At 70.3% G+C, this 22,603-nt stretch carries 23 protein-coding genes; 15 read left to right on the top strand and 8 right to left on the bottom strand.

The genetic code is table 11. The annotated features are described in order from the left end of the window. Positions 1–336 precede the first annotated feature (336 nt). The 9 genes from rpsB to rlmN all read left to right on the top strand — a co-directional run bounded on the left by rpsB (position 337) and on the right by rlmN (position 8,269). Positions 337–1,254, top strand: coding sequence for a 30S ribosomal protein S2 (gene rpsB / locus ACYQ0U_RS19650; RefSeq protein ID WP_459975576.1), 918 nt, complete (start codon positions 337–339; stop codon positions 1,252–1,254). A gap of 45 nt (positions 1,255–1,299) precedes the next feature. Next, entirely contained in the window at positions 1,300–2,109 is an 810-nt protein-coding gene (gene tsf / locus ACYQ0U_RS19645) for a translation elongation factor Ts (RefSeq protein ID WP_459975575.1), read from the top strand. A 144-nt stretch (positions 2,110–2,253) separates the two neighbouring features. Then, positions 2,254–3,372, top strand: coding sequence for an SPFH domain-containing protein (locus ACYQ0U_RS19640; RefSeq protein ID WP_459975574.1), 1,119 nt, complete (start codon positions 2,254–2,256; stop codon positions 3,370–3,372). Between the two features lie 61 nt (positions 3,373–3,433). After that, entirely contained in the window at positions 3,434–4,447 is a 1,014-nt protein-coding gene (locus tag ACYQ0U_RS19635) for a hypothetical protein (protein WP_459975573.1), read from the top strand. 74 nt (positions 4,448–4,521) lie between these two features. Next, a complete protein-coding gene (pyrH, locus tag ACYQ0U_RS19630) occupies positions 4,522–5,235 on the top strand; it encodes a UMP kinase (RefSeq protein WP_459975572.1) in 714 nt (237 codons plus the stop codon). A 33-nt stretch (positions 5,236–5,268) separates the two neighbouring features. Beyond that, positions 5,269–5,823: a ribosome recycling factor gene (gene frr, locus ACYQ0U_RS19625; protein WP_459975595.1), complete on the top strand. Its 555-nt coding sequence runs from the start codon at positions 5,269–5,271 to the stop codon at positions 5,821–5,823. Between the two features lie 16 nt (positions 5,824–5,839). Continuing rightward, a complete protein-coding gene (locus ACYQ0U_RS19620; protein WP_459975571.1) occupies positions 5,840–6,694 on the top strand; it encodes a phosphatidate cytidylyltransferase in 855 nt (284 codons plus the stop codon). A 23-nt stretch (positions 6,695–6,717) separates the two neighbouring features. After that, positions 6,718–7,089 carry a hypothetical protein gene (locus ACYQ0U_RS19615; RefSeq protein WP_459975570.1) on the top strand — a complete coding sequence of 124 codons (372 nt, stop codon included), beginning with the start codon at positions 6,718–6,720 and terminating at the stop codon, positions 7,087–7,089. 58 nt (positions 7,090–7,147) lie between these two features. Then, positions 7,148–8,269, top strand: coding sequence for a dual-specificity RNA methyltransferase RlmN (gene rlmN, locus ACYQ0U_RS19610; RefSeq protein ID WP_459975569.1), 1,122 nt, complete (start codon positions 7,148–7,150; stop codon positions 8,267–8,269). A gap of 2 nt (positions 8,270–8,271) precedes the next feature. Here rlmN and ACYQ0U_RS19605 read toward each other — a convergent pair whose 3' ends face one another. The 3 genes from ACYQ0U_RS19605 to ACYQ0U_RS19595 all read right to left on the bottom strand — a co-directional run bounded on the left by ACYQ0U_RS19605 (position 8,272) and on the right by ACYQ0U_RS19595 (position 9,636). Beyond that, positions 8,272–8,460, bottom strand: a complete 189-nt coding sequence (locus ACYQ0U_RS19605) for a hypothetical protein (protein ID WP_459975568.1) — start codon at positions 8,458–8,460, stop codon at positions 8,272–8,274. A 190-nt stretch (positions 8,461–8,650) separates the two neighbouring features. Next, positions 8,651–9,232, bottom strand: a complete 582-nt coding sequence (locus tag ACYQ0U_RS19600) for an LOG family protein (RefSeq protein WP_459975567.1) — start codon at positions 9,230–9,232, stop codon at positions 8,651–8,653. A gap of 23 nt (positions 9,233–9,255) precedes the next feature. Next, a complete protein-coding gene (locus tag ACYQ0U_RS19595) occupies positions 9,256–9,636 on the bottom strand; it encodes an RIO1 family regulatory kinase/ATPase domain-containing protein (protein WP_459975566.1) in 381 nt (126 codons plus the stop codon). A gap of 348 nt (positions 9,637–9,984) precedes the next feature. On the opposite strand from ACYQ0U_RS19595, the gene ACYQ0U_RS19590 reads away from it, so the two are divergent. Beyond that, positions 9,985–11,463, top strand: a complete 1,479-nt coding sequence (locus tag ACYQ0U_RS19590; RefSeq protein ID WP_459975565.1) for a M1 family metallopeptidase — start codon at positions 9,985–9,987, stop codon at positions 11,461–11,463. Positions 11,464–11,523: 60 nt separating this feature from the next. On the opposite strand, the gene ddaH is transcribed toward ACYQ0U_RS19590, so the two are convergent. The 3 genes from ddaH to ACYQ0U_RS19575 are packed head-to-tail and all read right to left on the bottom strand — an operon-like array spanning position 11,524 to position 14,175. Further along, on the bottom strand, positions 11,524–12,300 hold the full coding sequence (gene ddaH / locus ACYQ0U_RS19585; RefSeq protein WP_459975564.1) for a dimethylargininase: 777 nt from the start codon (positions 12,298–12,300) through the stop codon (positions 11,524–11,526). A 4-nt stretch (positions 12,301–12,304) separates the two neighbouring features. Further along, positions 12,305–13,717 (bottom strand): NAD(P)/FAD-dependent oxidoreductase, encoded by a 1,413-nt coding sequence (locus ACYQ0U_RS19580; protein ID WP_459975563.1) that lies wholly within the window; start codon positions 13,715–13,717, stop codon positions 12,305–12,307. Then, a complete protein-coding gene (locus ACYQ0U_RS19575; protein WP_459975562.1) occupies positions 13,702–14,175 on the bottom strand; it encodes an Lrp/AsnC family transcriptional regulator in 474 nt (157 codons plus the stop codon). The genes ACYQ0U_RS19580 and ACYQ0U_RS19575 overlap by 16 nt, the downstream gene beginning before the upstream one ends. 166 nt (positions 14,176–14,341) lie before the next feature. Here ACYQ0U_RS19575 and ACYQ0U_RS19570 point away from each other — a divergent pair, with 166 nt between their 5' ends. Genes ACYQ0U_RS19570 through ACYQ0U_RS19555 form a run of 4 tightly spaced genes read left to right on the top strand, consistent with a single transcriptional unit; the run spans position 14,342 to position 18,366 of the window. Further along, positions 14,342–15,535, top strand: coding sequence for an ABC transporter substrate-binding protein (locus tag ACYQ0U_RS19570; protein ID WP_459975561.1), 1,194 nt, complete (start codon positions 14,342–14,344; stop codon positions 15,533–15,535). After that, entirely contained in the window at positions 15,528–16,691 is a 1,164-nt protein-coding gene (locus tag ACYQ0U_RS19565; protein WP_459975560.1) for an ABC transporter ATP-binding protein, read from the top strand. The genes ACYQ0U_RS19570 and ACYQ0U_RS19565 overlap by 8 nt, the downstream gene beginning before the upstream one ends. After that, positions 16,688–17,563 (top strand): ABC transporter permease, encoded by an 876-nt coding sequence (locus ACYQ0U_RS19560; RefSeq protein WP_459975559.1) that lies wholly within the window; start codon positions 16,688–16,690, stop codon positions 17,561–17,563. The genes ACYQ0U_RS19565 and ACYQ0U_RS19560 overlap by 4 nt, the downstream gene beginning before the upstream one ends. Beyond that, positions 17,563–18,366 (top strand): ABC transporter permease, encoded by an 804-nt coding sequence (locus tag ACYQ0U_RS19555; RefSeq protein ID WP_459975558.1) that lies wholly within the window; start codon positions 17,563–17,565, stop codon positions 18,364–18,366. The genes ACYQ0U_RS19560 and ACYQ0U_RS19555 overlap by 1 nt, the downstream gene beginning before the upstream one ends. 25 nt (positions 18,367–18,391) lie before the next feature. Here the strand turns inward: ACYQ0U_RS19555 and ACYQ0U_RS19550 are convergent, their stop codons facing one another. Next, a complete protein-coding gene (locus tag ACYQ0U_RS19550; protein WP_459975557.1) occupies positions 18,392–19,354 on the bottom strand; it encodes a type IV toxin-antitoxin system AbiEi family antitoxin domain-containing protein in 963 nt (320 codons plus the stop codon). Between the two features lie 117 nt (positions 19,355–19,471). Then, positions 19,472–20,845, bottom strand: a complete 1,374-nt coding sequence (locus ACYQ0U_RS19545; RefSeq protein ID WP_459975556.1) for an aspartate aminotransferase family protein — start codon at positions 20,843–20,845, stop codon at positions 19,472–19,474. A 103-nt stretch (positions 20,846–20,948) separates the two neighbouring features. Here ACYQ0U_RS19545 and ACYQ0U_RS19540 point away from each other — a divergent pair, with 103 nt between their 5' ends. Beyond that, a complete protein-coding gene (locus ACYQ0U_RS19540) occupies positions 20,949–22,547 on the top strand; it encodes an amidohydrolase (RefSeq protein WP_459975555.1) in 1,599 nt (532 codons plus the stop codon). Positions 22,548–22,603 lie beyond the last annotated feature (56 nt).

The following is a 22,603-nucleotide window of genomic DNA, read 5'->3' as shown; positions in this document are numbered from 1 at the left end:
AGAAGCCGGTCGGAACGGCCCCCTGTGGACGGCTCCCGGCGATTCGCTCCGCGGCGTGACGTCGACTACGCTGGTCGGAGCAATCCGCATGGATTGACTTCGCGCGCTCGCAGACCGCGACGGGCCCTGGAACTCCGAGGACCCGAGCACCCGTGGGCGCGACCCTCAGTCCGGCTGGGCTCTTTCACGAGGCAGGCCGGTCGGGTCGCGCGCAGGCGCCAGGGTCGAGGGCACCCGCCCGAGGCAACGAACTGAAAACAACAGGATCACACCCCCGGTCGGACCTGCCTCAAGGCCGGCGGCAACGGGATGTGCTCCGCGAAATAGGAGAATCACATGGCAGTCGTGACCATGCGCCAGCTTCTCGAGAGCGGCGTGCACTTCGGACACCAGACCCGTCGCTGGAACCCGAAGATGAAGCGCTTCATCATGACCGAGCGCAACGGCATCTACATCATCGACCTGCAGCAGTCGCTGGCCTACATCGACCGCTCGTACGCCTTCATCAAGGAGACGGTCGCCAAGGGCGGCACGATCATGTTCGTGGGCACGAAGAAGCAGGCCCAGGAGGCGATCGCCGAGCAGGCGACCCGCGTCGGCATGCCCTACGTCAACCAGCGCTGGCTCGGCGGCATGCTCACCAACTTCTCGACGGTGCACCAGCGGATCAACCGCCTCAAGGAGCTCGACGAGATCGACTTCGACGACGTCGCCGGCAGCAGCCGCACCAAGAAGGAGCTGCTGCAGATGCGCCGCGAGCGCGACAAGCTCAACAAGTCGCTCGGCGGCATCCGCGAGATGACCCGGACCCCGTCCGCGGTCTGGATCGTCGACACCAACAAGGAGCACCTCGCCGTCGAGGAGGCGCGCAAGCTGCGCATCCCGATCGTGGGCATCCTGGACTCCAACTGCGACCCGGACGTCGTCGACTTCCCGATCCCGGGCAACGACGACGCGATCCGCGCCGTCGGCCTGCTGACCCGCGTCGTCGCCGACGCCGTCGCCGAGGGCCTGATCGCCCGCTCCGGCGCCAAGGCGAGCGAGGGTGCCGAGGCCGTGGGTGCCGAGGAGCCGCTGGCCGAGTGGGAGCGCGAGCTGCTGGGCGGCGACGCCGAGCAGGCCGCCGTCGAGGCGACCGGTGGCGACGCCACCGAGGAGACCCCGGCCGCCGAGGCGACCGGTGCGTCCACCGAGGCGGCCGAGGCCACCGAGGCCGCCGCCGAGGCGACCGAGGCCCCGGCCGAGCAGGCCTGAGCCCTCCACCCGACGTATCCGAGACGTATCCGAAGAGGAACACACATGGCTTACACCGCTGCCGACGTCAAGAAGCTCCGTGAGCTGACGCAGGCCGGAATGATGGACTGCAAGAAGGCGCTCGACGAGACCGACGGGGACTTCGACAAGGCCGTCGAGCTGCTCCGCGTCAAGGGTGCGGCCAAGGCCGCCGCCCGCGCCGCGGAGCGCGAGGCCTCCGCGGGCCTGGTCGCCGCCTCCGGCAGCGCCCTGATCAGCCTCAAGGCGGAGACCGACTTCGTCGCGAAGAACGAGGCGTTCATCGCCGCTGCGCAGCAGATCGCGGACGCCGCCGACGCCAACAAGGTCGGCGACGCCGAGGCGCTCAAGGCCGTCTCGCTCGGCGACAAGACCGTCGGCGAGACCGTCGAGGAGCTCGCCCGCACCATCGGCGAGAAGATCGAGCTGGGCGAGGTCGCCTACTTCGACGGCACCACCACGGTCTACCTGCACAAGAAGGCCTCCGACCTCCCCCCGACCCTCGGCGTCCTCGTCGAGTACGCCGGCGACGAGGCGGCCGCCAAGCAGGCTGCCCAGCAGGCCGCTGCCCTCAAGGCGCAGTACCTCACCAGCGACGAGGTCCCCGCGGACGTCGTCGCGGCCGAGAAGGACGTCCTGACCAAGAAGACGCTGGAGGAGGGCAAGCCCGAGGCTGCCGTCGCCAAGATCGTCGAGGGTCGCATCGGCGCGTTCTTCAAGGAGATCGTCCTGCTCGACCAGGAGTCGGTCTTCGAGGCCAAGAAGTCCGTGAAGCAGGTCCTGGACGCGGCCAACACCTCGGTGTCGCGGTTCGCGCGCTTCGAGGTCGGCGCCTGACCTGACGCTCCCCGGCGAGGCCGGGTCGGCGAGTGCGAACTGGTCGACCCGGCCTCGTCGCATTTCCCGGTCAGAGGGCCACTCCCACCGGTAGTGTCCGTCTGCGGTCCGGGCGACGGACCCTTCATCGTGGGGAGCTCACACATGGGATTCATGGACAAGGTCCGTGGACAGTTCATCGACATCATCGAGTTCCTCGATGACAGCAGGGACACCCTCGTCTGGCGCTTCCCGCGCCAGGGCAACGAGATCAAGATGGGTGCCCAGCTGATCGTCCGCGAGGGCCAGGTCGCGGTCTTCGAGAGCGAGGGTGAGATCGCCGACGTCTTCGGTCCGGGCACGTACGCGCTCGAGACGGAGAACATCCCGATCCTTTCGACCCTCAAGGGCTGGAAGTACGGCTTCAACTCGCCGTTCAAGGCCGAGGTCTACTTCGTCGGCACCCGCCTGTACACCGACATGAAGTGGGGCACCCAGAACCCCGTCACGCTGCGCGACGCCGAGTTCGGCATGGTCCGTCTCCGGGCGTTCGGCACCTACCAGCTCCAGGTCGTCGACCCGAGCATGCTGCTGCGCCAGCTGGTCGGCACCGACCCGCAGTTCCGCACCGACGAGGTCTCGGAGTACCTGCGCCAGCAGATCGTGTCCGAGGTCGGTACGGCGATCGCCGCGGCCCAGATCCCGATGCTCGACCTCGCGGCCAACCAGCAGGGGATCGCCACCACGCTGGCCCAGACGCTGACGACCAACCTGGCCGAGATGGGCATCGGCATCCCGCGCTTCATCATCGAGAACATCTCGCTCCCGCCGGAGGTGGAGGCGGCTCTCGACAAGCGCACCCAGATGGGGGTGCTCGGCAATCTGGACCAGTACACCAAGTTCCAGACCGCCGAGGCGATCGGCGACGCGGCCAACACCCCTGGCGGTGCCGGCGAGGGCATGGGGCTCGGCATGGGCATGGCGATGGGCCAGCAGATGGCCCAGGCGCTCAACCAGCAGAACCAGCAGCAGGCGCCCGCGGCGCCGGCGGCCGCCCCGCCGCCGATCCCCGGTGCGGCCCAGCCGTGGTTCCTCGCCGTCAACGGCCAGCAGGCCGGCCCCTTCCAGGTCGACCAACTGCAGGCCAAGGTCTCGTCGGGGGAGCTGACCCCGGCCACGCTCGTGTGGCAGCAGGGCATGGGTGCCTGGACGCCCGCGGGCGAGACGCCCGGCCTCCAGGGCCTCTTCGGAGCCACCCCGCCGCCGCTCCCGCCGCAGGCCTGACGTGGCGACCGCGACGTGCCCCTCCTGCGGGGCCCAGACGGAGTATGCCCCGGGGACCGCCGTGCTCAAGTGCGCCTCGTGCGGTGCGGAGCAGCAGATCGCCGAGACCGCGGCCGTGGTCCGCGAGCACTCCTACGACGCGTGGCTCGGTCTTGCCGGCACCAAGGACGTCGCGACCATCGGCGCGCACGTGCTGCGCTGTCAGGGGTGCGGCGCCACCACCGAGACCGTCGACCTGGCCGGCTCGTGCCAGTTCTGCAGCGGAGCGCTGATCGCCGTCGAGCAGCCCGAGGGGCTCGTGCAGGCCGAGGCCGTGGTGCCCTTCCAGGTCGACCGGCGTGGCGCCCAGGTCGCCTTCGGTGCCTGGGTCAAGTCGCGGTGGTTCGCCCCCAACGCCCTCAAGAGCGTGCGGTCGACCGAGGGCCTCCAGGGCACCTACCTGCCGCACTGGACCTACGACGCCCACACCGAGACCGACTACGTCGGCGAGCGCGGTGACTACTACTACGTCACCAAGACCCGGCAGGTCTCCGACGGCAAGGGCGGCACCCGCACCGAGACCTACCAGGAGCGGCACACCCGCTGGACGCGGGCGTCGGGCCACGTCTCGCGAACGTTCGACGACGTGCTGGTCGTCGGCAGCACCCGCATCGAGCCGGCCAAGGTCGAGAAGATGGGGCCGTGGCGCCTCGAGGACGCCCGGCCGTTCCAGGCCGACTACCTGACCGGCTACTCGGCGCTGCGCTACGACGTCGACCCCGACGACGGCTCGGCGACCGCCCGCCAGCGCATGGCGGACACCGTCGAGGACGACTGCCGCTCCGACATCGGCGGTGACGAGCAGCGGGTCTCCGACATGGACATCACCTACTCGCAGGCGATGTTCAAGCTGGTGCTGATGCCGCTGTGGATCGCGACGTACATGTACAACGGCAAGGCGTGGACCGTGCTGGTCAACGCCAACACCGGCGAGGTCGTGGGCGACCGCCCCTACAGTGCGTTGAAGATCACGGCGGCCGTCGTCGCTGCGGTGCTGGTGGTGGCGCTGGTCGTCGCCGCCTTCGCCTTGGCGTAGTCCCATCGGATAGGTTGCTCCAAGGCCCTCTCTCGGGCCGGCCGGACTCCGACGAGACGATCAGGGAGGCCCGCGTGACCGGGTACAAGCGTGTCCTGCTGAAGCTGTCCGGCGAGGTCTTCGGCGGCGGCAAGGTCGGCGTGGACCCCGACGTGGTCCAGGCGGTGGCGCGGGAGATCGCGTCCGTGGCCCAGGCCGGGGTGCAGATCGCGGTCGTGACCGGTGGCGGCAACTTCTTCCGGGGTGCCGAGCTCCAGCAGCGCGGCATGGACCGCGTGCGCGCGGACTACATGGGCATGCTGGGCATCGTCATGAACTGCCTGGCGCTCCAGGACTTCCTCGAGAAGATGGGCGTCGAGACGCGGGTGCAGACCGCGATCACCATGGGCCAGGTCGCCGAGCCCTACATCCCGCGCCGGGCGATCCGACACATGGAGAAGGGCCGCGTCGTGATCTTCGGCGCCGGCATGGGCATGCCGTTCTTCTCCACCGACACCGTGGCCGTGCAGCGTGCGCTGGAGAGCAAGTGCGACGTGGTCCTGGTCGCCAAGAGCGGCGTGGACGGCGTCTACAGCGCGGATCCGCACCTGGATCCGACCGCGACCAAGTTCGACGAGCTGACCTACGCCGAGGCGATCGCCCGCGGCCTGCGGATCATGGACCAGACGGCGTTCGCGCTGTGCGGGGAGAACAAGCTGCCGATGGTGGTCTTCGGCATGGAGCCCGAGGGCAACATCCTGCGCGTCGTGCAGGGTGAGAAGATTGGGACTCTCGTCAGCGCAGGCTGACCGGGGGAAGCAACGAGCACAGGAGACGCCGTGATCAACGACATCCTCAACGAGGCCGACAGCAAGATGGACAAGTCGGTCGAGTCGACGCGCGAGGAGTTCGCGGCGATCCGGGCCGGCCGGGCCCACCCGAGCATGTTCAACAAGATCGTCGTCGACTACTACGGCTCGCCGACGCCGCTCCAGCAGCTCGCCTCGTTCACGGCCCCGGAGGCGCGGGTCATCCTGATCTCGCCGTACGACCAGGGCGCGATGAAGAGCATCGAGAAGGCGATCCGCGACTCCGACCTCGGCGTGAACCCCGCGGACGACGGGAAGGTCATCCGCTGCGTGTTCCCCGAGCTCACCGAGGAGCGCCGCAAGGAGTACATCAAGGTCGCCAAGGCGAAGGCCGAGGACGGCCGCGTCGCGGTCCGCAACCTGCGCCGCACCGCCAAGCAGCAGCTCGAGAAGCTCGAGAAGGACGGCGAGGTAGGCAAGGACGACGTCACCGGTGCCGAGAAGCGGCTCGACGGCATGACCAAGAAGCACACCGACGCCATCGACGAGATGCTGAAGAACAAGGAGTCCGAGCTGCTCGAGGTCTGAGCAGCTCGACCACCTCATGACCGAGGTCAAGGACCACGGCCGCGCCGGCCGTGACCTGCGCGCTGCCGTCGCGAGCGCGATCGTTCTCCTGGGCGCCATCGCCCTGTCGCTGCTGTTCTGGAAGACGGCGTTCATGGTGATCGTCGCGGTCGCCGTGGTGGTCGCGATCTGGGAGTTGGGACGCGGGTTCTCGGCCAAGGGCATCGACCTGCCCGAGCAGCCGCTGATGGTCGGCGGCGTCGTGATGGTCGCGGTGGCGTACTTCTGGGGCGCCAACGCCCTGGTCACCGCCACCGCCGTCACCGCCCTGGTGACCATGCTGTGGCTGCTGCGGCGCGGCGTCGACGGCTACGTCCAGAACGCCACCGCGTCGGTCTTCAGCCTCATCTACGTCCCGTTCCTCGGGTCGTTCGTGGCGCTGCTGCTCGCGGAGGGCGAAGGCGTCACCGGCGCCGGCCTGGACGACCCGGGCGTGAAGGGCATCATCGCGTTCATCCTCGTCACGGTCGCCTCGGACACCGGCGGGTACGTCGCCGGCGTGCTGTTCGGCAAGCACCCGATGGCCCCGGTGATCTCCCCGAAGAAGTCCTGGGAGGGCTTCGCCGGGTCCCTCGTGGCCTGCCTGCTGGCCGGCTGGGTGCTCGTCGTCCACCTCCTCGACGGGGACTGGTGGGTCGGGCTGCTGCTCGGCCTGATCACCGTCGTGATGGCGACCCTGGGCGACCTGTGCGAGTCGGTCATCAAGCGCGACCTCGGCATCAAGGACATGAGCCAGGTGATCCCGGGCCACGGTGGCCTGATGGACCGCCTGGACTCGCTGCTCGCCACGATCGCGCCGATCTGGCTGCTGCTCCACTACCTGGTCTACTGACCTGGTTGAACTAGCCTGGGACGGTGACCACCGAGCAGGAGCGCGAGCCCGGGCAGACCGCTGCTGACAGCGGGGACGACGACCGCCAGCCCGACTGGTGGCACCGGGACCACCCGACGTTCACCGCCCTGGCCGGCTTCTTCGCCGGCCTGGTCTTCCTGGTGCTGGTGCCGGCGGCGTTCGGGGGGATCCTGCGGCTGTTCGTCGACTACGACACCGCGGAGCGGCTGTTCCCGTTCGTCCTGGTCACGCTGCTGGTGCCGATCGGGCTGGTGATCGTCCCGCGCACCCGGCGCTTCGGGCTCTACATGCTGATCGGCCTGGTGACCACCGCCGTGGTGGTCGGCGGCGTCGCCGCGGTCGTCCTCTGGTACCTCGTCACCCACCAGGGCTAGGGCCAGGGCGAGCGCCGGAGTTAGGGCGCACGCCCACCCGAATGGGACACTGGGGCAGATGTCCGAGCGCACCAGCCTTCCCCTCGTGTTCGACGAGCCGCGCGGCCGCAAGAAGCCGCCGCGGCACCTCGCCGACCTCACCCCCGACGAGCGCAAGGCGCGCCTGGAGGAGCTCGGCCTGCCGGGCTTCCGCGCCAAGCAGCTCTCGACCCACTACTTCGCGCGCCTGGTCGACGACCCGGCGCAGATGACCGACCTGCCCGCCGCCCAGCGCGACGAGCTGGTGGCGGGCCTGCTGCCCGAGCTGATGACGCCGCTGCGCGTGATGGAGGCCGACCGCGGCACCACGCGCAAGACGCTCTGGAAGCTCTTCGACGGCGCGCTGGTCGAGTCGGTCCTCATGCGCTATCCCGACCGGGCCACCGTCTGCGTCTCCAGCCAGGCCGGCTGCGGCATGGCGTGCCCGTTCTGCGCCACCGGCCAGGGCGGCCTCCAGCGCAACATGTCGACCGCGGAGATCGTCGAGCAGGTCGTCGCCGCCGCGCGGGCGCTCGCCCGCGGCGACGTGCCCGGGGGACCGGGCCGGGTCTCGAACGTCGTCTTCATGGGCATGGGCGAGCCGATGGCCAACTACAAGGCCGTGATGGGGACGGTACGCCGCCTGACGGACCCCACCCCGGACGGCCTGGGCATGAGCGCCCGTGGCATCACCGTGTCCACGGTCGGCCTCGTGCCGCGGATGCTCCAGCTGGCCGAGGAGGGGATCCCGGTCACGCTCGCGCTCAGCCTGCACGCGCCCGACGACGAGCTGCGCAACGAGCTCGTCCCGATCAACACCCGCTTCTCGGTGGCGGAGACCGTCGACGCCGCGTGGAACTACGCGAAGGTGACCAAGCGTCGGGTCTCGATCGAGTACGCCATGATGCGCGGCATCAACGACCAGGCCTGGCGGGCCGACCTGCTCGCCGACGTGCTGCTCGCGCGCGGCGACTGGGGCTGGGTGCACGTCAACCTGATCCCGCTCAACCCCACGCCGGGGTCGAAGTGGACCGCCTCCGACCCGGCCGACGAGCGTGAGTTCGTCCGCCGGCTTGAAGCGAAGGGAATCCCGACCACGGTGCGGGACACCCGTGGCCGGGAGATCGACGGCGCCTGCGGTCAGCTCGCCGCCGCCGAGTAGCCCTACTTCCTCTTCCGCAGGAACGACGGGGCCAGCAGCAGGAGCTCGACGTTGCGGGCGTTGCGCTTGCCCGCGCGGCCGTCGCCCCGCTCCTGCCAGTCGTTCGCGCCGAGCTCGCGCGACAGCCCGGCCAGCGGGGTCGGGTGGGTCAGGTCGCCGTTGAAGGACAGCGAGCCGCCGTGGTCGATCATCACCCGAGGCCGAGCACCCTCCGGGTGGTCAGGGCCCGGCTGACCTGGCCGGCACCGGTGCTAGTGCCGGCGACGGCCGACTCGGCGAACCGAGGCCGCCCAGGGTCAGGCCGCCGGCGACGGCGGCGGTGGATCGGAAGAGGTCACGACGGGAGATCTGCACCGCGTCAATCTAGGGTTCGGAGGTTGTTCACGCCCCCGAAACAAGCAGCTTCGCGGCCTCGTCGATGGTCTCGACCAGGTGGACGTGCGGCTCCATCGCCGTGCCCTGTGCCAGGCGCTCCAGGAGCGGCCACGCGGGCAGCTCGTCGGTCCAGTACGAGACGCCGACGAGGACCATCGGCGCGACCACCGACACGTCCGCGTAGTAGTTCTCGCAGGCGTCCTGGAAGATCTCCTGGACGGTGCCCGCGCGCCCCGGCAGGAACACGATCCCGGCGTCGCAGACCTCGAGCAGGATCGCCTCGCGGGTGGAGTTGCGGAAGTACTTCGCGATCGCCGTCGCGAAGGGGTTGGGCGGCTCGTGCCCGTAGCGCCACGTCGGGATGTCGAGCGTGTCCGCGCCGCCCGGGTGCCGGGCCATGACCTCGAACGCCCGGTGCACCCATGCGTCGACCGAGGGGTGATAGGACGGCACGTCCGCCAGCATCGCGAGCGCGTCGGCGCGGGCGTCGAACGAGTCGGAGTACCGCTCGGTGTCGTAGAGCTCGCCGGCGGAGTAGAGCGACGAGCGGACCGGTTCGGTGGCCGAGGGGACCGCGCGTGGCTTCACCCCGCCGACTCTAGGGTGCCGTCCTAGAAGGCATGCGCCATCAGCTCGCCGAAGAGCTCGTGCTCGTCGGCCTCCAGCCCCCGCGCCCGGAACCACGCGCACACGTTCGTGCAGTCGCGGAGCAGGAAGTCCATCCCTGCCGGGTTGCCGACCAGGTCGACCATCTGCGGCAGGTCGATCACCACGAGTCGCTCACCCGCCGCGAGGACGTTGTACGGCGACAGGTCGCCGTGCACCATCCCGTGCCGGGCCAGCTCGGCGAGGAACTCCCGCAGCTGGTCGAGGTACGACGCCAGCAGCGCGCGGTCCGGCCGCGTCTGTGCCAGCCGGGGCGCGGTCTCGACCCCCTCGTCGGTCTCGCGGGTGATCCACTCCATGAGCAGCTCGGTGCCGTCGATCTGCACGGGGTAGGGGACCGCGAGCCGCCTGGGAGGTGACGACCCAGTCGGGCCGGGGCTGCGGCCCGCGGCAGAGCGGCTCGACGCTCAGCCAGGTCGACCAGCGTTGGTCGTCCTCGACGTCGTCGTAGGTCTGGAAGTCGAGGACGAAGGACGGGTCTACATCAGAGAAGTCGTGCGTGTGGGACATCGGTGTGGGTGCTCCAGATGATCGGGAGGAGGTGGTCTGCGGACAGGCCAAGGACAGTCGTGGACATGTCACGCTCCTCTCGCTGGGGCACCCGGCCGGCCCGGGTCGCTGGAGCACACTCTGAACGAGCGGAGGGCCGGCTGCCACTGAATTAGAGTGACGGAGTGATCCGCCGCAGCGTGCTCGCCCTCGCCCTCGTCCTCGGTGTCGCCGCCGCTCCCGTCGCGACCCCGGTCGCCGCCCAGACCCCCGACCGGACCCCGGACCAGACCCCCGACCAGACCGCCGACCAGGCGCCCCATCACGGCGCCGCGGGCATCGGCGACCCGTACTTCCCGCTCGACGGCAACGGCGGCATCGACGTGCTGCGCTACGACGTGCACGACCGGTACTCCTTCGCCCGGGCCCGGCTCTCCGGCTGGACCCGGGTCACGCTGAGGGCGACCGAGACGCTGTCAGGCTTCAACCTCGACTTCCTGCTGCCGGTGCGGTCGGTCAAGGTGGCCGGCAAGCACGTGCGCTTCGACCAGCGCCGCTTCCACGAGCTGTCGATCCACCGCCGCGTCACCGCGGGCGAGCGCCTCGAGCTGGTCGTCCGGTACGCCGGCAAGCCCGGTCGCTACACCTACGCAGGCGAGGAGAACTGGCTGGCGGGCGACGAGGAGGTCGTCGCGATGAACCAGCCCCACATGGCGCCCTGGTGGTTCCCGGCCAACGACCACCCGCGCGATCGCGCCCGCATCTCGATCAGCATCACCGTGCCCAAGGACAAGACCGTCGTCGCGAACGGCGAGCAGACCGGGCGCGTGGTGGACGGCCGCCTCGCCACCACGACCTGGCGGCCCCAGGAGCCGATGGTGCCCTACCTCGCGTTCTTCGCCGCTGGCGACTTCAAGATCGCGAAGGGCACGAGCGACGCAGGCCTGCCGTGGCTGGTCGCGGTCTCGCGGCACCTGCCTGCCGACAGGCAGCAGCACGCGATGACGCTGCTCAGGCGGTCGGCGGAGCTCACCGAGTGGATCCAGGACGTGCTGGGGGCGCCGTACCCCTTCTCGACGACCGGCGGCCTCGCCACCAGCCTGGACCCCGGGTTCGCGCTGGAGAACCAGACCCGTCCGACGTACTCGCCCAACAGCCTCGACACCGCGACGGTCGTGCACGAGCTCGCGCACCAGTGGTTCGGCGACCACGTCGCGGTCGAGGGCTGGAAGGACATCTGGCTCAACGAGGGCTCGGCGACGTTCTTCGAGTCGTACTACACGGAGAGCCAGGGCGGCGAGACCGGTGACGACTGGCTGCACCGGATGTACGAGTTCTACGGCGCCGGCAACGGCTTCTGGGACCACGAGCCCGCGGACCCGTGCCCCGGCCACGAGAAGTGCATCAACAGCATCTTCGCGTCGTTCGTGTACTACCGCGGCGCGATGACCCTCCAGGCGCTTCGCAACGTCGTCGAGGACGACGCCGTCTTCTTCGAGCTGCTGCGCCGCTGGGTCACCGACCGGGCCGGCACGATCGGCAACACCGCGCAGTTCGAGGCGCTGGCCGAGGAGGTCACCGGCCTCGACCTCGACGCCTTCTTCGACGCCTGGCTCCACACGCCGGCGAAGCCGGCCGAGACGGCGGCCAACGGCCTGGCCTGATCACCGGCCTGATCACCGGCCTGATCACCGGCCTGATCACCGGCCTGATCACCGGCCCGATCAGTCGCGCAGGCGGACCGACAGGCAGGTCACGCAGCCCTCGAGCTTCTCGTACTCGGAGATGTCGACGGCCACGACCCGCAGGCCGCGCCGCTCGAAGAGCGCCCGGGTCTCGGGCGCACTGGTCGCCATCAGCACGGTCCGCCCGTCGAGCAGCACGACGTGGGAGCCCGGCTCCTCGGGCACGCCGAGGAAGCTCGGCCACACCGACGGGTCGTCGACCAGCGGCTCGTAGCCGACGACCGTGCCGTCGGGGAGCGCGGTGACCGCGGACTTCAGGTGCAGCACCTTCGTGAGGGGTACGCCGACGACGCGGGCGCCCAGCGGCTCGAGGTGCGCGGTCAGCTGCTCGAGCCCCGCCGCGTTGGTCCGTCCGCCGAGCCCGACCCACACGGTCGCTCCCTCTGCGGTCACGTGCTTGAGGACGTCGCCGCCGTCGAGCGTGCCGGGTGCCTCGATGCGGGCGACCCGGTAGCCCAGCTCGCGCAGCGTCGCCTCGGTCGCCGCCGTCTCCGGCTTGCGCTCGTCGGCGCCGGGGCGCGTGAGGACCGCCAGGTCGCCGTACATGACGACGGTGTCCTCGACGAAGACCGCATCCGGGCAGTCGTCGGCAGGGGCGACCTCGACGGTCTCCCAGCCCTCGGCGTGCAGCGCGGCGACGTACCCCTCCCACTGGCGCAGCGCCAGGTCGAGGTCGACCGGCGTGCGGTCGATGTGGGTGACGAGGCCGTCGGCCAGGCGGGGGCCGGGACGTCGGACGAGGGCGCGCTTGCTCATCCCGTCATCCCAGCAGAGGGGAGACGGCCTTGGCCACCACGCTGGGCAGCCGGGTGACCGACTCCTCGGCGTCGGCGAGGGTCATCGCGCGCAGGCCGGTGTTGACGCCGAGCCAGCGCCACGGCTCGGGCTCCCAGCGCGGCGACCGGTGGCCGACCCAGGGGAGCGCCGTCAGCTCGGTCTCGTGGCCGAGCACCAGGTCGCGCAGGGTGCGGCCGGCGAGGTTGGTCGTGCTGACGCCGTCGCCGACGTAGCCACCGGCCCACGCCAGGCCGGTCTCGCGGTCGAGGCCGACCGACGCGCACCAGTCGCGCGGGATGCCCAGCGCGCCGCCCCACGCATGGGTCACGCGGGTGCCCTCGAGGACGGGGAAGAGGTCGGTGAGCGTGGCGTAGAGCCGGGCGAAGACCAACTGGTCGCGGTCGAACTCCGGCCGGATCCGCGAGCCGAAGTGGTACGGCGCACCGCGGCCGCCGAAGACGAGCCGGTCGTCGGCGGTGCGCTGCCCGTAGACGATGAGGTGCCGGTGGTCGCTGAACGTCTCGCGGCGGGCGAGGCCGATCTCGTCCCAGGTCTCCGCGGGCAGCGGCTCGGTCGCGATGATCAGCGAGTAGACCGGGATGAGCGTGCGGTCCTCGCCGCGCAGCGTCGCGGTGTAGCCCTCGGTCGCGCGGACCACCACGCCCGCGCGGACGTCGCCGTCGCCGGTGTGCGCCCGGCCGGGCTGGATCGCCCGCACGCGGGTCTGCTCGTGGACGGTGACGCCGCGCCGTTCGACCGCGTCGGCCAGGCCACGCACCAGCCGCGCGGGGTGGATCGCCGCGCAGTCGGGTGTGTAGGTCGCGCCGACGGTCCGGCTGCCGTTGAGGACCGCGGTCGCCTCGGCCTTGCCGAGCAGGCGCAGGTCGTCCTCGCCGCGGCCCCACGACCGCGCGTCGGCGACCTCGGCCCGGGCCCGGCGCAGCTGCGCCCGGCTGCGGGCGAGGGAGATGGTGCCGCCCTTGGCGATGTCAGCGTCGATGCCCTCGGCGGCCGCGACCCGCACCACCTCGTCGACGGTCTCACGCATCGCCCGGTGCTGGGCCAGCGCGGCGTCGCGACCGCCCATGGCGGCGAGCGTCGGCAGCGACGCCGGGAAGAGCGCCGAGCACCAGCCGCCGTTGCGACCGCTGGCGCCGTACCCCGCCGTCTCGGCCTCGAGCACCACGATCTTCAGCGACGGGTCGGCCTCGGCGAGGTAGTACGCCGTCCAGAGGCCCGTGAAGCCGGCGCCGACGATCGCGACGTCGGCCTCGTCGTCGCCGGACAGGGCCGGACGCGGCGTCCAACTGGTGTCGACGGTGTCGTGCCAGAGGGAGAGCCGCTCCCAGTGCGGGTCCTTGCTCCCCAGGCTCCCGACGCTCAGCGGACACCCCACGAGTAGGTCTGCTTGCGCAGGCTGAGGTACATGAACGTCTCGGTGGCGGCCACGCCCTCGATCGCGCGGATCTGGCCGGAGATCAGCTCGAGCAGGTGCTCGTCGCTCTCGCAGACCACCTCCGCCAGCAGGTCGTAGGACCCGGCCGTGATCACGACGTAGTCGACCTCCTCGAGCTCGGCGAGCCGGTCGGCCACGTGCTCGAGCGGGCCGGTGACCCGGATGCCGACCATGGCCTGGCGGGCGAAGCCCATCTCCAGCGGGTCCGTGACCGCCACGACCTGCATGACCCCGCCCTCGATCAGCCGCTGCACCCGCTGCCGGACCGCGGCCTCCGAGAGCCCGACGACCTTGCCGATGGCGGCGTACGAGCGGCGGCCGTCCTGCTGGAGCTGCTCGATGATCGCCTTGGACACGTCGTCGAGCTGGAATGCGGCCCGACCCGAGTTCCTCGTCATGGGACGGCATGGTTCCGCACCTGGACCCCGGGGTCAAAGGGCTCGGAGGGCGCGTCGACAAGCGATTTCGTTGCAGGAATGTTTCTTGTCGACGGTTTCGCTTGTCGGCGGCCCCCTCCCGTGGCACGATCCGATGGTCGTTGCCGACCTGTCCGTAAGGAGTCGCATGCCCCCGGACTCGCCCGTTCACCGCTCGGGGCTCTCGCGCCGGAGCCTGCTCAAGGGCGGGGGAGCCGTGGCGTTCGCGGGGGTCAGCCTATACGCGCTCCAGCTGCCGTTCTTCGAGGTCGTCGGGGCCGAGCAGGACCCCGCGAAGTGCACCGCACCGGACGTCTCGGCCGAGCAGATGCAGCTGATCATCTCGAACTGGCCGGCCTACATCGATCCGCGGAAGAACCCGAACGGCACCTTCCAGACCTTCCAGAACCAGACCGGCATCACCGTCGACTACACCGACGACGTCAACGACAACGCCGAGTTCTACGCGAAGGTCCGCAACCAGCTCGGCGCCTGCGAGCCGATCAACCGCGACATGATGATGCTGACCGACTGGATGGCGGCGCGGATGATCGGCCTGGGCTGGATCCAGCCCCTCGACAAGGCCAAGGTCCCCAACCTCCACGCGAACCTGATCGAGCCGCTGCGCGGCAAGCAGTGGGACCCCGACCTCGAGTTCCACGCCCCGTGGCAGAGCGGCCTGACCGGCATCGCCTACAACGCCGCCAAGACCGGCGAGGTCAAGAGCTTCGAGGAGCTGCTGAGCCGCGAGGACCTCAAGGGCCGGATCACGCTGCTCTCGGAGATGCGCGACACGATGGGCTTCATGCTCAAGCTGGTGGGGGCGGAGCCGCAGAACTTCACCGACACCGAGTGGCAGAACGCCATCGACCGGCTGCGGCAGGCGGTCACCGACGGCCACGTCCGCCAGTTCACCGGCAACGAGTACATCCAGGACCTCGCGGCCGGCAACATCGTCGCCTGCGAGGCGTGGTCGGGCGACGTGATCCAGGCCCAGTTCGACAACCCGGACATCAAGTTCGTCGCGCCCGAGGAGGGCCTGTCGCTCTGGAGCGACAACATGATCATCCCGAACCTCGCGACCCACCGGGCCAACGCCGAGAAGTGGATCGACTACTACTACGACCCGGTCGTCGCGGCGAAGCTCGCCGCCTGGGTGAACTACATCTGCCCGGTCGAGGGTGCCCGCGAGGAGATGGAGAAGATCGATCCGTCGCTGGTCGAGAACCAGCTGATCTTCCCCGACGCGGAGACCCTCGCCAACACGTTCGACTTCATGCCGCTGGACGACCAGCAGCAGGTTCAGTACGAAGGAGACTGGTCCGATGTCACAGGTGGCTGAGCGTCCCGACAGCAACCAGGGAGCCACGGCCGGCGACGCGTACGACGGCCTGCGGATGCGGAACCTCACCAAGTCGTTCGGTGGGTTCACCGCGGTCGACGGCCTCGACCTCGACGTGCCCCGCGGGTCGTTCTTCGCGCTGCTCGGTCCGTCGGGCTGCGGCAAGACGACCACGCTGCGGATGGTCGCCGGGCTCGAGACACCGACCTCGGGCAGCATCACCCTGGCCGGGCAGGACATCACCTACGCCAAGCCCTACCGGCGCCCGGTGAACACCGTCTTCCAGAGCTACGCGCTCTTCCCGCACCTCGACATCCACGAGAACGTCGCGTTCGGGCTCAAGCGGCGCAAGTCCAAGGACGTGGACCGGCAGGTCAAGGACATGCTCGACCTCGTCGAGCTCACCCCGCAGGCCCGCAAGCGGCCGGCCCAGCTGTCCGGTGGCCAGCAGCAGCGGGTCGCGCTCGCACGGGCGTTGATCAACAAGCCCGAGGTGCTGCTGCTCGACGAGCCGCTGGGCGCGCTCGACCTCAAGCTGCGGCGTTCGATGCAGATCGAGATCAAGCGGATCCAGGTCGACGTCGGGCTCACGTTCATCCACGTCACCCACGACCAGGAGGAGGCCATGACCATGGCCGACACGGTCGCGGTGATGAACGCCGGCGTGATCGAGCAGATGGGCGCCCCGGCCGACCTCTACGAGAACCCGCAGAGCACGTTCGTCGCGAACTTCCTCGGCCAGTCCAACCTCATCGAGGGCCGGATCACCGGTCGGGCGGCCGACGTGGTCAGCGTCGACATGCACGGCATCGGGGTCTCGATCCCGACCGCGCGCGCCCACACCGACGGCGAGATGGGCTGGGTCGGCATCCGGCCCGAGAAGGTGCTGATCGGCGAGCCGGGGGAGACCCTCGACGCGCCCGGGAACACCATTCCGGGAGGCGTGATCAGCGACGTCAGCTTCGTCGGCGTCAGCACCCAGTACCTCGTGAAGATGCCGTGGGGTCAGGAGATCCAGGTGTTCGCCCAGAACACCGGCCGCACCCGGCTGTTCCGCCACGGCGAGTCCGTGGAGCTGTCCTGGCGGCCCGAGTACGCCTTCCTCCTCGACCACGCGCAGGACGCCTCGGCCGGTGCGCAGAAGGAGGACGCGTGACCCGCCGCCGCGGCTACGTCGGGTACCTCCTGCTGCTGCCGGCCGCCCTGTGGCTGGGGCTGTTCTTCGTCGTCCCGTTCTACTCGCTGCTGGCGACCAGCCTGTTCGACCCGACGGGGTCGGACTTCCGTGGCTACGACATGACCTACCACTGGCAGAACTACACCGACGCCATCGCGGCCTACTGGCAGCCGATGCTGCGCTCGCTGGTGTACGGCGGGGTCGCGACCCTGTTCTGTCTGGCGCTGGGCTACGTCCTGGCCTACGCCATCGCGTTCAAGGCCGGACGCTGGAAGAACCTGCTGCTGGTGCTGGTGATCGCGCCGTTCTTCACCAGCTTCCTCGTCCGCACGCTCTCGTGGAAGCTGATCCTCGCCGACGACGGCTGGGTGGTCGGCACGCTGGACGCGCTGCGGATCCTCGACCTGCTCCAGCTGCTCAACATCATCGACGGCGACCGGCTACTGATCACGCCGGTGGCCGTGATCGCCGGCCTCACCTACAACTTCCTGCCGTTCATGGTGCTGCCGCTCTACGCCAGCCTCGACAAGATCGACCACCGCCTGATCGAGGCCAGCAGCGACCTGTACGCGAACCCGGTCGTCGGGTTCTTCAGGGTCACCTGGCCGCTGTCGCTCCCGGGCGTGATCTCCGGGACGCTGCTGACCTTCATCCCGGCCGCCGGCGACTACATCAACGCCGCGCTGCTGGGCGGCCCGAACCAGCGCATGGTCGGCGGCGTCATCCAGAGCCTGTTCACCGACGCCAACGACTACCCGGCGGCGGCCGCGCTCTCGATGATCCTCATGGTCGGCATCGTGGTGATGGTCCTGGTCTACGTCCGACGCGCCGGGACGGAGGAGCTCCTCTGATGCGGTGGCTGCGCGACAACCTCGTCCTCCTGCTCGGCCTGGCCGTGCTGGCCTACACGTTCGTCCCGATCGCGATCGTGGTCCTGATGAGCTTCAACGACCCCGACAGCCGGCTGATCTACAGCTTCGACGGCTTCACGCTGCACAACTGGCTGAACCCGTGCGAGGACCCGGCCATGTGCCAGGCGCTCGGCCGCTCGATCAAGATCGGGCTCCTGGCGACCATCGGGTCGACGATCCTGGGCACCATGGCGGCGTTCGCCCTGGTCCGCCACGACTTCCGCGGCCGGTCGTCGTCGAACCTGCTGATCTTCCTGCCGATGGCCGCACCCGAGATCGTGCTCGGCTCCTCGCTGCTGGCGCTGTTCGTCGCGGCCGGCTTCGCCGGCCAGCTGGGCTTCTGGACGATCCTCATCGCCCACATCATGTTCTGCCTGTCGTTCGTGGTGGTCACCGTCAGGGCCCGGCTCGCCGGCCTCGACGACAACCTCGAACAGGCGGCGAGGGACCTCTACGCGACCCCCAGCCAGACGTTCTGGCTGGTGACCTTCCCGCTGGTGTTCCCCGGCATCCTGGGCGCCGCGCTGCTGAGCTTCTCGCTGTCCTTCGACGACTTCATCATCACGAACCTCAACGCCGGCAACACCACCACGTTCCCCATGTACGTCTGGGGTGTCTCCCAACGCGGCGTCCCCATGCAGGTCAACGTCGTCGGCACCGTGATGTTCGTGATCTCGGTCCTCATCGTCGTCGGCGCCGAGGTCGTCTCCCGTCGCCGCAACGCCAAGCTCGCCGCCCGCTGACACGCGAGTCGGCGCCGTTTCATCTTCAGGCTTCGCCGAGTCGGTGCTGTTTCAGCTGAGACTGCGCCGACTCGGCGAGCCGGCGGAGCCGTCGGTCCGCGTCCTGGTGCTGGCCGAAGACGTGCTCCTTGCGGAACACCTCGATCGACCATCCCGCCACGTCGGTGAGGTACGCGCGCCGGATCGCGTCGCGCTCGCGCTGGGCGGACGTCGAGTGCCAGGCATCGCCGTCGTACTCGGCCGCTATGCCGGCGTCCTCGAGTCCCATGTCGAGGAAGTAGAGGACCCTGCCCTCGACCACGACCGGGATCTGCGTGCGCGGTCGGGGCAGGCCGGCGCCGTACCAGCGCAGGCGGAGGGCCGTCTCGCCGAACGACTGGGCGCCGCCGTCCGCGAGCGGCGCGAGGACGCGGAGGAGGACGACGCCGCGTCGCCGGTTGAAGCGCGGGACCTGCGCCAGCAGTTCGTCGTGGGTGAACTCGCTGAGGCCGAGCATGGTGTCCATGCCGTGCAGTCTCAGCTCCGGCGTCCGCTGGAGCCGTCCGAGATCGAGGGCAGTGCGCAGCGGCGTCGTGACCACGATGCCGCCGAGCTCCATCAGGTCCGACGCCCGGATCTCGCGCTCGCCGCTGTCGGTCAGCGCGTTGCGCAGGCGACCGCCGTCGCTGGGCCGGAAGCACGAGACCGGGGGTACGGCGAGGTGCTCGCCGGGCGCCAGCGCGTCGTCTCCGGCGTGCAGCCAGGACGCCGTGCGGTCGCAGACGAAGGCATCCGGCGGCAGCACCAGCCGAAGCACGGAGCACCGCAGCCTGAGCGAGTCCTCGAGGGCGGCCGGCACGTAGACGCCGGCGACCGGGTGTCGCAGCGCCCCGGTCGTGCTCAGGTGGTGGAGCGCCTGGTGGTGCAGTCCCACCGCAGCGGCGTCCGAGGTCGTGAAGGGCGCGTCGGCGGGCAGGTCGGCCAGGCGCTCGGTCCAGGTCTTGGGCATGTCCCAGGCCTGCCCGCGCGGGCGGCTCCGGCACCGGTCGCCGGCGGATCTGTGGACAACCAGGCTGAATCGGCGCCGACTCGGCCCCGGGTGAGGCTGAATCAGCGCCGACTCGGCTCAGAGGAGCGACCAGGCCTTGTCGAGCACCACGCGGAGGATCTGCTCCATCTCGTCGAAGTGCTGCTGGTCGCAGATGAGCGGGGGAGAGAGCTGGATGACCGGGTCGCCACGGTCGTCGGCACGGCAGTAGAGGCCCTCGGCGAAGAGCTGCTTGGAGACGAAGCCGAAGAGGATGCGCTCGCACTCGTCGTCGCTGAACGACTCGCGGGTGGCCTTGTCCTTGACGAGCTCGATGCCGTAGAAGTACCCGTCGCCGCGGACGTCGCCGACGATCGGGAGGTCGAGCAGCTTCTCGAGGGTCGCGCGGAAGGCGCCCTCGTTGCCACGCACGTGCTCGAGGACCTTCTCCTCCTCGAAGAGGTCGAGGTTCTTCATCGCGACCGCGGTGGAGACCGGGTGCCCGCCGAAGGTGTAGCCGTGGGCGAACATGGCGCCGTCCTCGAGGAACGGCTCCATCAGCCGGTCGCTGGCGATCATCGCGCCGAGCGGGGCGTAGCCGGAGGTGATGCCCTTGGCGCAGGTGATCATGTCGGGCTCGTAGCCGTAGCGCTCGGCGCCGAACATGTGGCCCAGCCGGCCGAACGCGCAGATGACCTCGTCGGAGACGAGCAGCACGTCGTACTCGTCGCAGATCTCGCGGACCCGCTGGAAGTAGCCCGGCGGGGGCGGGAAGCAGCCGCCGGAGTTCTGCACCGGCTCGAGGAAGACCGCGGCGACGGTGTCGGGGCCCTCGTTCTCGATCGCGACCGCGATCTGGTCGGCAGCCCAGCGGCCGAACGACTCGGGGTCGTCGCCGTGCAGCGGGGCCCGGTAGATGTTGGTGTTCGGCACCCGGAACGTCGACGGCACGAGCGGCTCGAACTGCTGCTTCAGCGGCGGCAGCCCGGTGATCGACAGCGCGCCCTGCGTCGTGCCGTGGTAGGCGATCGACCGCGACAGCACCTTGTGCTTCATCGGCTTGCCGGTGAGCTTGAAGTAGTTCTTCGCGAGCTTCCACGCGGTCTCGACGGACTCGCCGCCGCCACTGGCGAAGAAGACCCGGTTCAGCGAGCCAGGGGCGTACGACGCCAGCCGCTCGGCGAGCAGGATCGCGTTCGGGTGCGCGTAGGACCACAGCGGGTGGAAGGCCAGCTCCCTGGCCTGCGCCGCCGCGGCCTCGGCCAGCTCGGTGCGGCCGTGGCCCAGCTGGGAGACGAACAGCCCGGCGAGACCGTCGAGGTACTTCTTGCCCTGGGCGTCGTAGAGGTAGGCGCCCTCACCGCGGGTGATGATCGGGACGTCCGCCTCGTCGTAGGACGAGTGGCGGGTGAAGTGCATCCAGAGGTGGTCCTTGGCGGCACGCTGGAGATGGTCGTAGTCGGGCTGCTGCATGCCCCCATGGTGCGTGGTCGACGGTGCCAAAGGCAAGTGAATCCGTCGTCCATGTGGGCTATTTCGGCGGAATCCGAAGCATTCGCCGTGCCAAGATGAGCGCATGACACGGTACGGCGCCCGGGTGAGGCGCCTCTTCCGGGCCCGCGCCGCCTTCGACGGTCACCGGCGCGCCGGCCCGATGGACGTGCTGGTCGAGGGCGGGCGGATCGTCGCGGTCGGCCGGGGACTCGGCGGCGACGAGGTCGTCGAGGTCGCGTTCCTGTCGCCCGGCTTCACCGACGCCCACGTCCACCCGATCCAGGGCGGGCTGGAGCGGCTGCGCTGCGACCTGTCGGGGGAGTCCACGCGCGAGGGCTACCTCGCCGCGATCCGGGCGTACGCCGACGCGAACCCGGACGCGGAGTGGATCCTCGGCGGCGGCTGGGCGATGCCGGCGTTCCCGGGCGGCACCCCGACCGCGGCCGACCTGGACGCGGTGACGGGCGGCCGTCCGGCGTACCTCCCGAACCGTGACCACCACGGCGCCTGGGTCAACAGCCGCGCGCTGGAGATCGCGGGCGTCGACCGGCACACCACGGACCCGCCGGACGGGCGGGTCGAGCGCGACGCCGACGGCGACCCCGCCGGCACCCTGCACGAGGGCGCCACCTCCCTGGTGTCGCGCCACGTCCCGTCCACGACGGGCGCGGAGTACTACGCGGCGCTCCTGGCCGGGCAGTCCTACCTGCACTCGGTCGGCGTGACGTCGTGGCAGGACGCGATCGTCGGCGCCTACTCCGGCATGGACGACTCGGCGTCGACCTACGTGGCGGCCGCGGCCAACGGCGACCTCGTCTCGCACGTGGTCGGCGCGCTCTGGTGGGAGCGGCGGCTCGGGGGCGAGCAGGTCGCGGACCTGGTCGGCCGGCGCGAGCAGATGACCAGCGGCCGGTTCCGGGCGACGACGGTGAAGATCATGCAGGACGGCGTCGCCGAGAACGGCACGGCCGCGCTGCTGGCGCCGTACCTCGACCGGTGCGGGCACGCGACCACGAACAGCGGGCACTCGTTCCTCACCGCCCGGGCCGTGCGCGACGCCGTGCAGGCGCTCGACGCGGCCGGCTTCCAGGTCCACGTGCACGCGATCGGCGACCGGGGCGCCCGTGAGGCGCTCGACGCCTTCGAGGGGACCGACCCCGCGCGCCGCCACCACATCGCACACCTCCAGCTGGTCCACCCCGACGACGTGCCCCGGTTCGCGCGGCTCGGCGTCGCCGCGAACCTGCAGATGCTGTGGGCCTGCCTCGACGACCAGATGGTCGACCTGACGATCCCGGTCCTGGGCCGCGCAGCCGAGTATCAGTACCCCTTCGGCGACCTCCACCGCTCCGGCGCCCGCCTGGTCGCGGGCAGCGACTGGCCGGTGAGCACGCCGGACCCGCTCGAGGCGATCGAGGTCGGAGTGACCCGGCGCGACCCGGAGAGCGACCGGGCGGCGTTCCTCCCGGAGCAGGCGCTCGCGCGCGAGACGGCCTGGGCGGCGTACACCTCGGGGTCGGCGTGGGTGAACCACCGCGGCCCTGGTGACGAGCAGAAAGCAGGGGTGCTGCAGCCGGGGGCGGTCGCGGACCTGGTGGTCCTCGACCGGGACCCGTTCGCCGGACCGGACGCACGCGTGGTCTCCACCTGGATCGACGGAAGCTCCGTCTATGAGGCCTGAATCAACGAAATCCGCATGAGAACGCGGCAACCCCTACAGATTCCGTTGTCGGGCCT

Source organism: Nocardioides pyridinolyticus, from assembly GCF_054653575.1.
The sequence above is the reverse complement of the archived record's forward strand: the minus strand, read 5'-3'. Positions and strand labels throughout refer to the sequence as shown.

Coding starts and splice junctions, on each gene's coding strand:
- rpsB (WP_459975576.1), top strand. CDS start 337: ATGGCAGTCGTGACCATGCGCCAGCTTCTCGAGAGCGGCGTGCACTTC.
- tsf (WP_459975575.1), top strand. CDS start 1,300: ATGGCTTACACCGCTGCCGACGTCAAGAAGCTCCGTGAGCTGACGCAG.
- ACYQ0U_RS19640 (WP_459975574.1), top strand. CDS start 2,254: ATGGGATTCATGGACAAGGTCCGTGGACAGTTCATCGACATCATCGAG.
- ACYQ0U_RS19620 (WP_459975571.1), top strand. CDS start 5,840: ATGACCGAGGTCAAGGACCACGGCCGCGCCGGCCGTGACCTGCGCGCT.
- rlmN (WP_459975569.1), top strand. CDS start 7,148: ATGTCCGAGCGCACCAGCCTTCCCCTCGTGTTCGACGAGCCGCGCGGC.
- ACYQ0U_RS19605 (WP_459975568.1), bottom strand. CDS start 8,460: ATGATCGACCACGGCGGCTCGCTGTCCTTCAACGGCGACCTGACCCAC.
- ddaH (WP_459975564.1), bottom strand. CDS start 12,300: ATGAGCAAGCGCGCCCTCGTCCGACGTCCCGGCCCCCGCCTGGCCGAC.
- ACYQ0U_RS19575 (WP_459975562.1), bottom strand. CDS start 14,175: ATGACGAGGAACTCGGGTCGGGCCGCATTCCAGCTCGACGACGTGTCC.
- ACYQ0U_RS19570 (WP_459975561.1), top strand. CDS start 14,342: ATGCCCCCGGACTCGCCCGTTCACCGCTCGGGGCTCTCGCGCCGGAGC.
- ACYQ0U_RS19555 (WP_459975558.1), top strand. CDS start 17,563: ATGCGGTGGCTGCGCGACAACCTCGTCCTCCTGCTCGGCCTGGCCGTG.
- ACYQ0U_RS19550 (WP_459975557.1), bottom strand. CDS start 19,354: ATGCCCAAGACCTGGACCGAGCGCCTGGCCGACCTGCCCGCCGACGCG.
- ACYQ0U_RS19545 (WP_459975556.1), bottom strand. CDS start 20,845: ATGCAGCAGCCCGACTACGACCATCTCCAGCGTGCCGCCAAGGACCAC.
- ACYQ0U_RS19540 (WP_459975555.1), top strand. CDS start 20,949: ATGACACGGTACGGCGCCCGGGTGAGGCGCCTCTTCCGGGCCCGCGCC.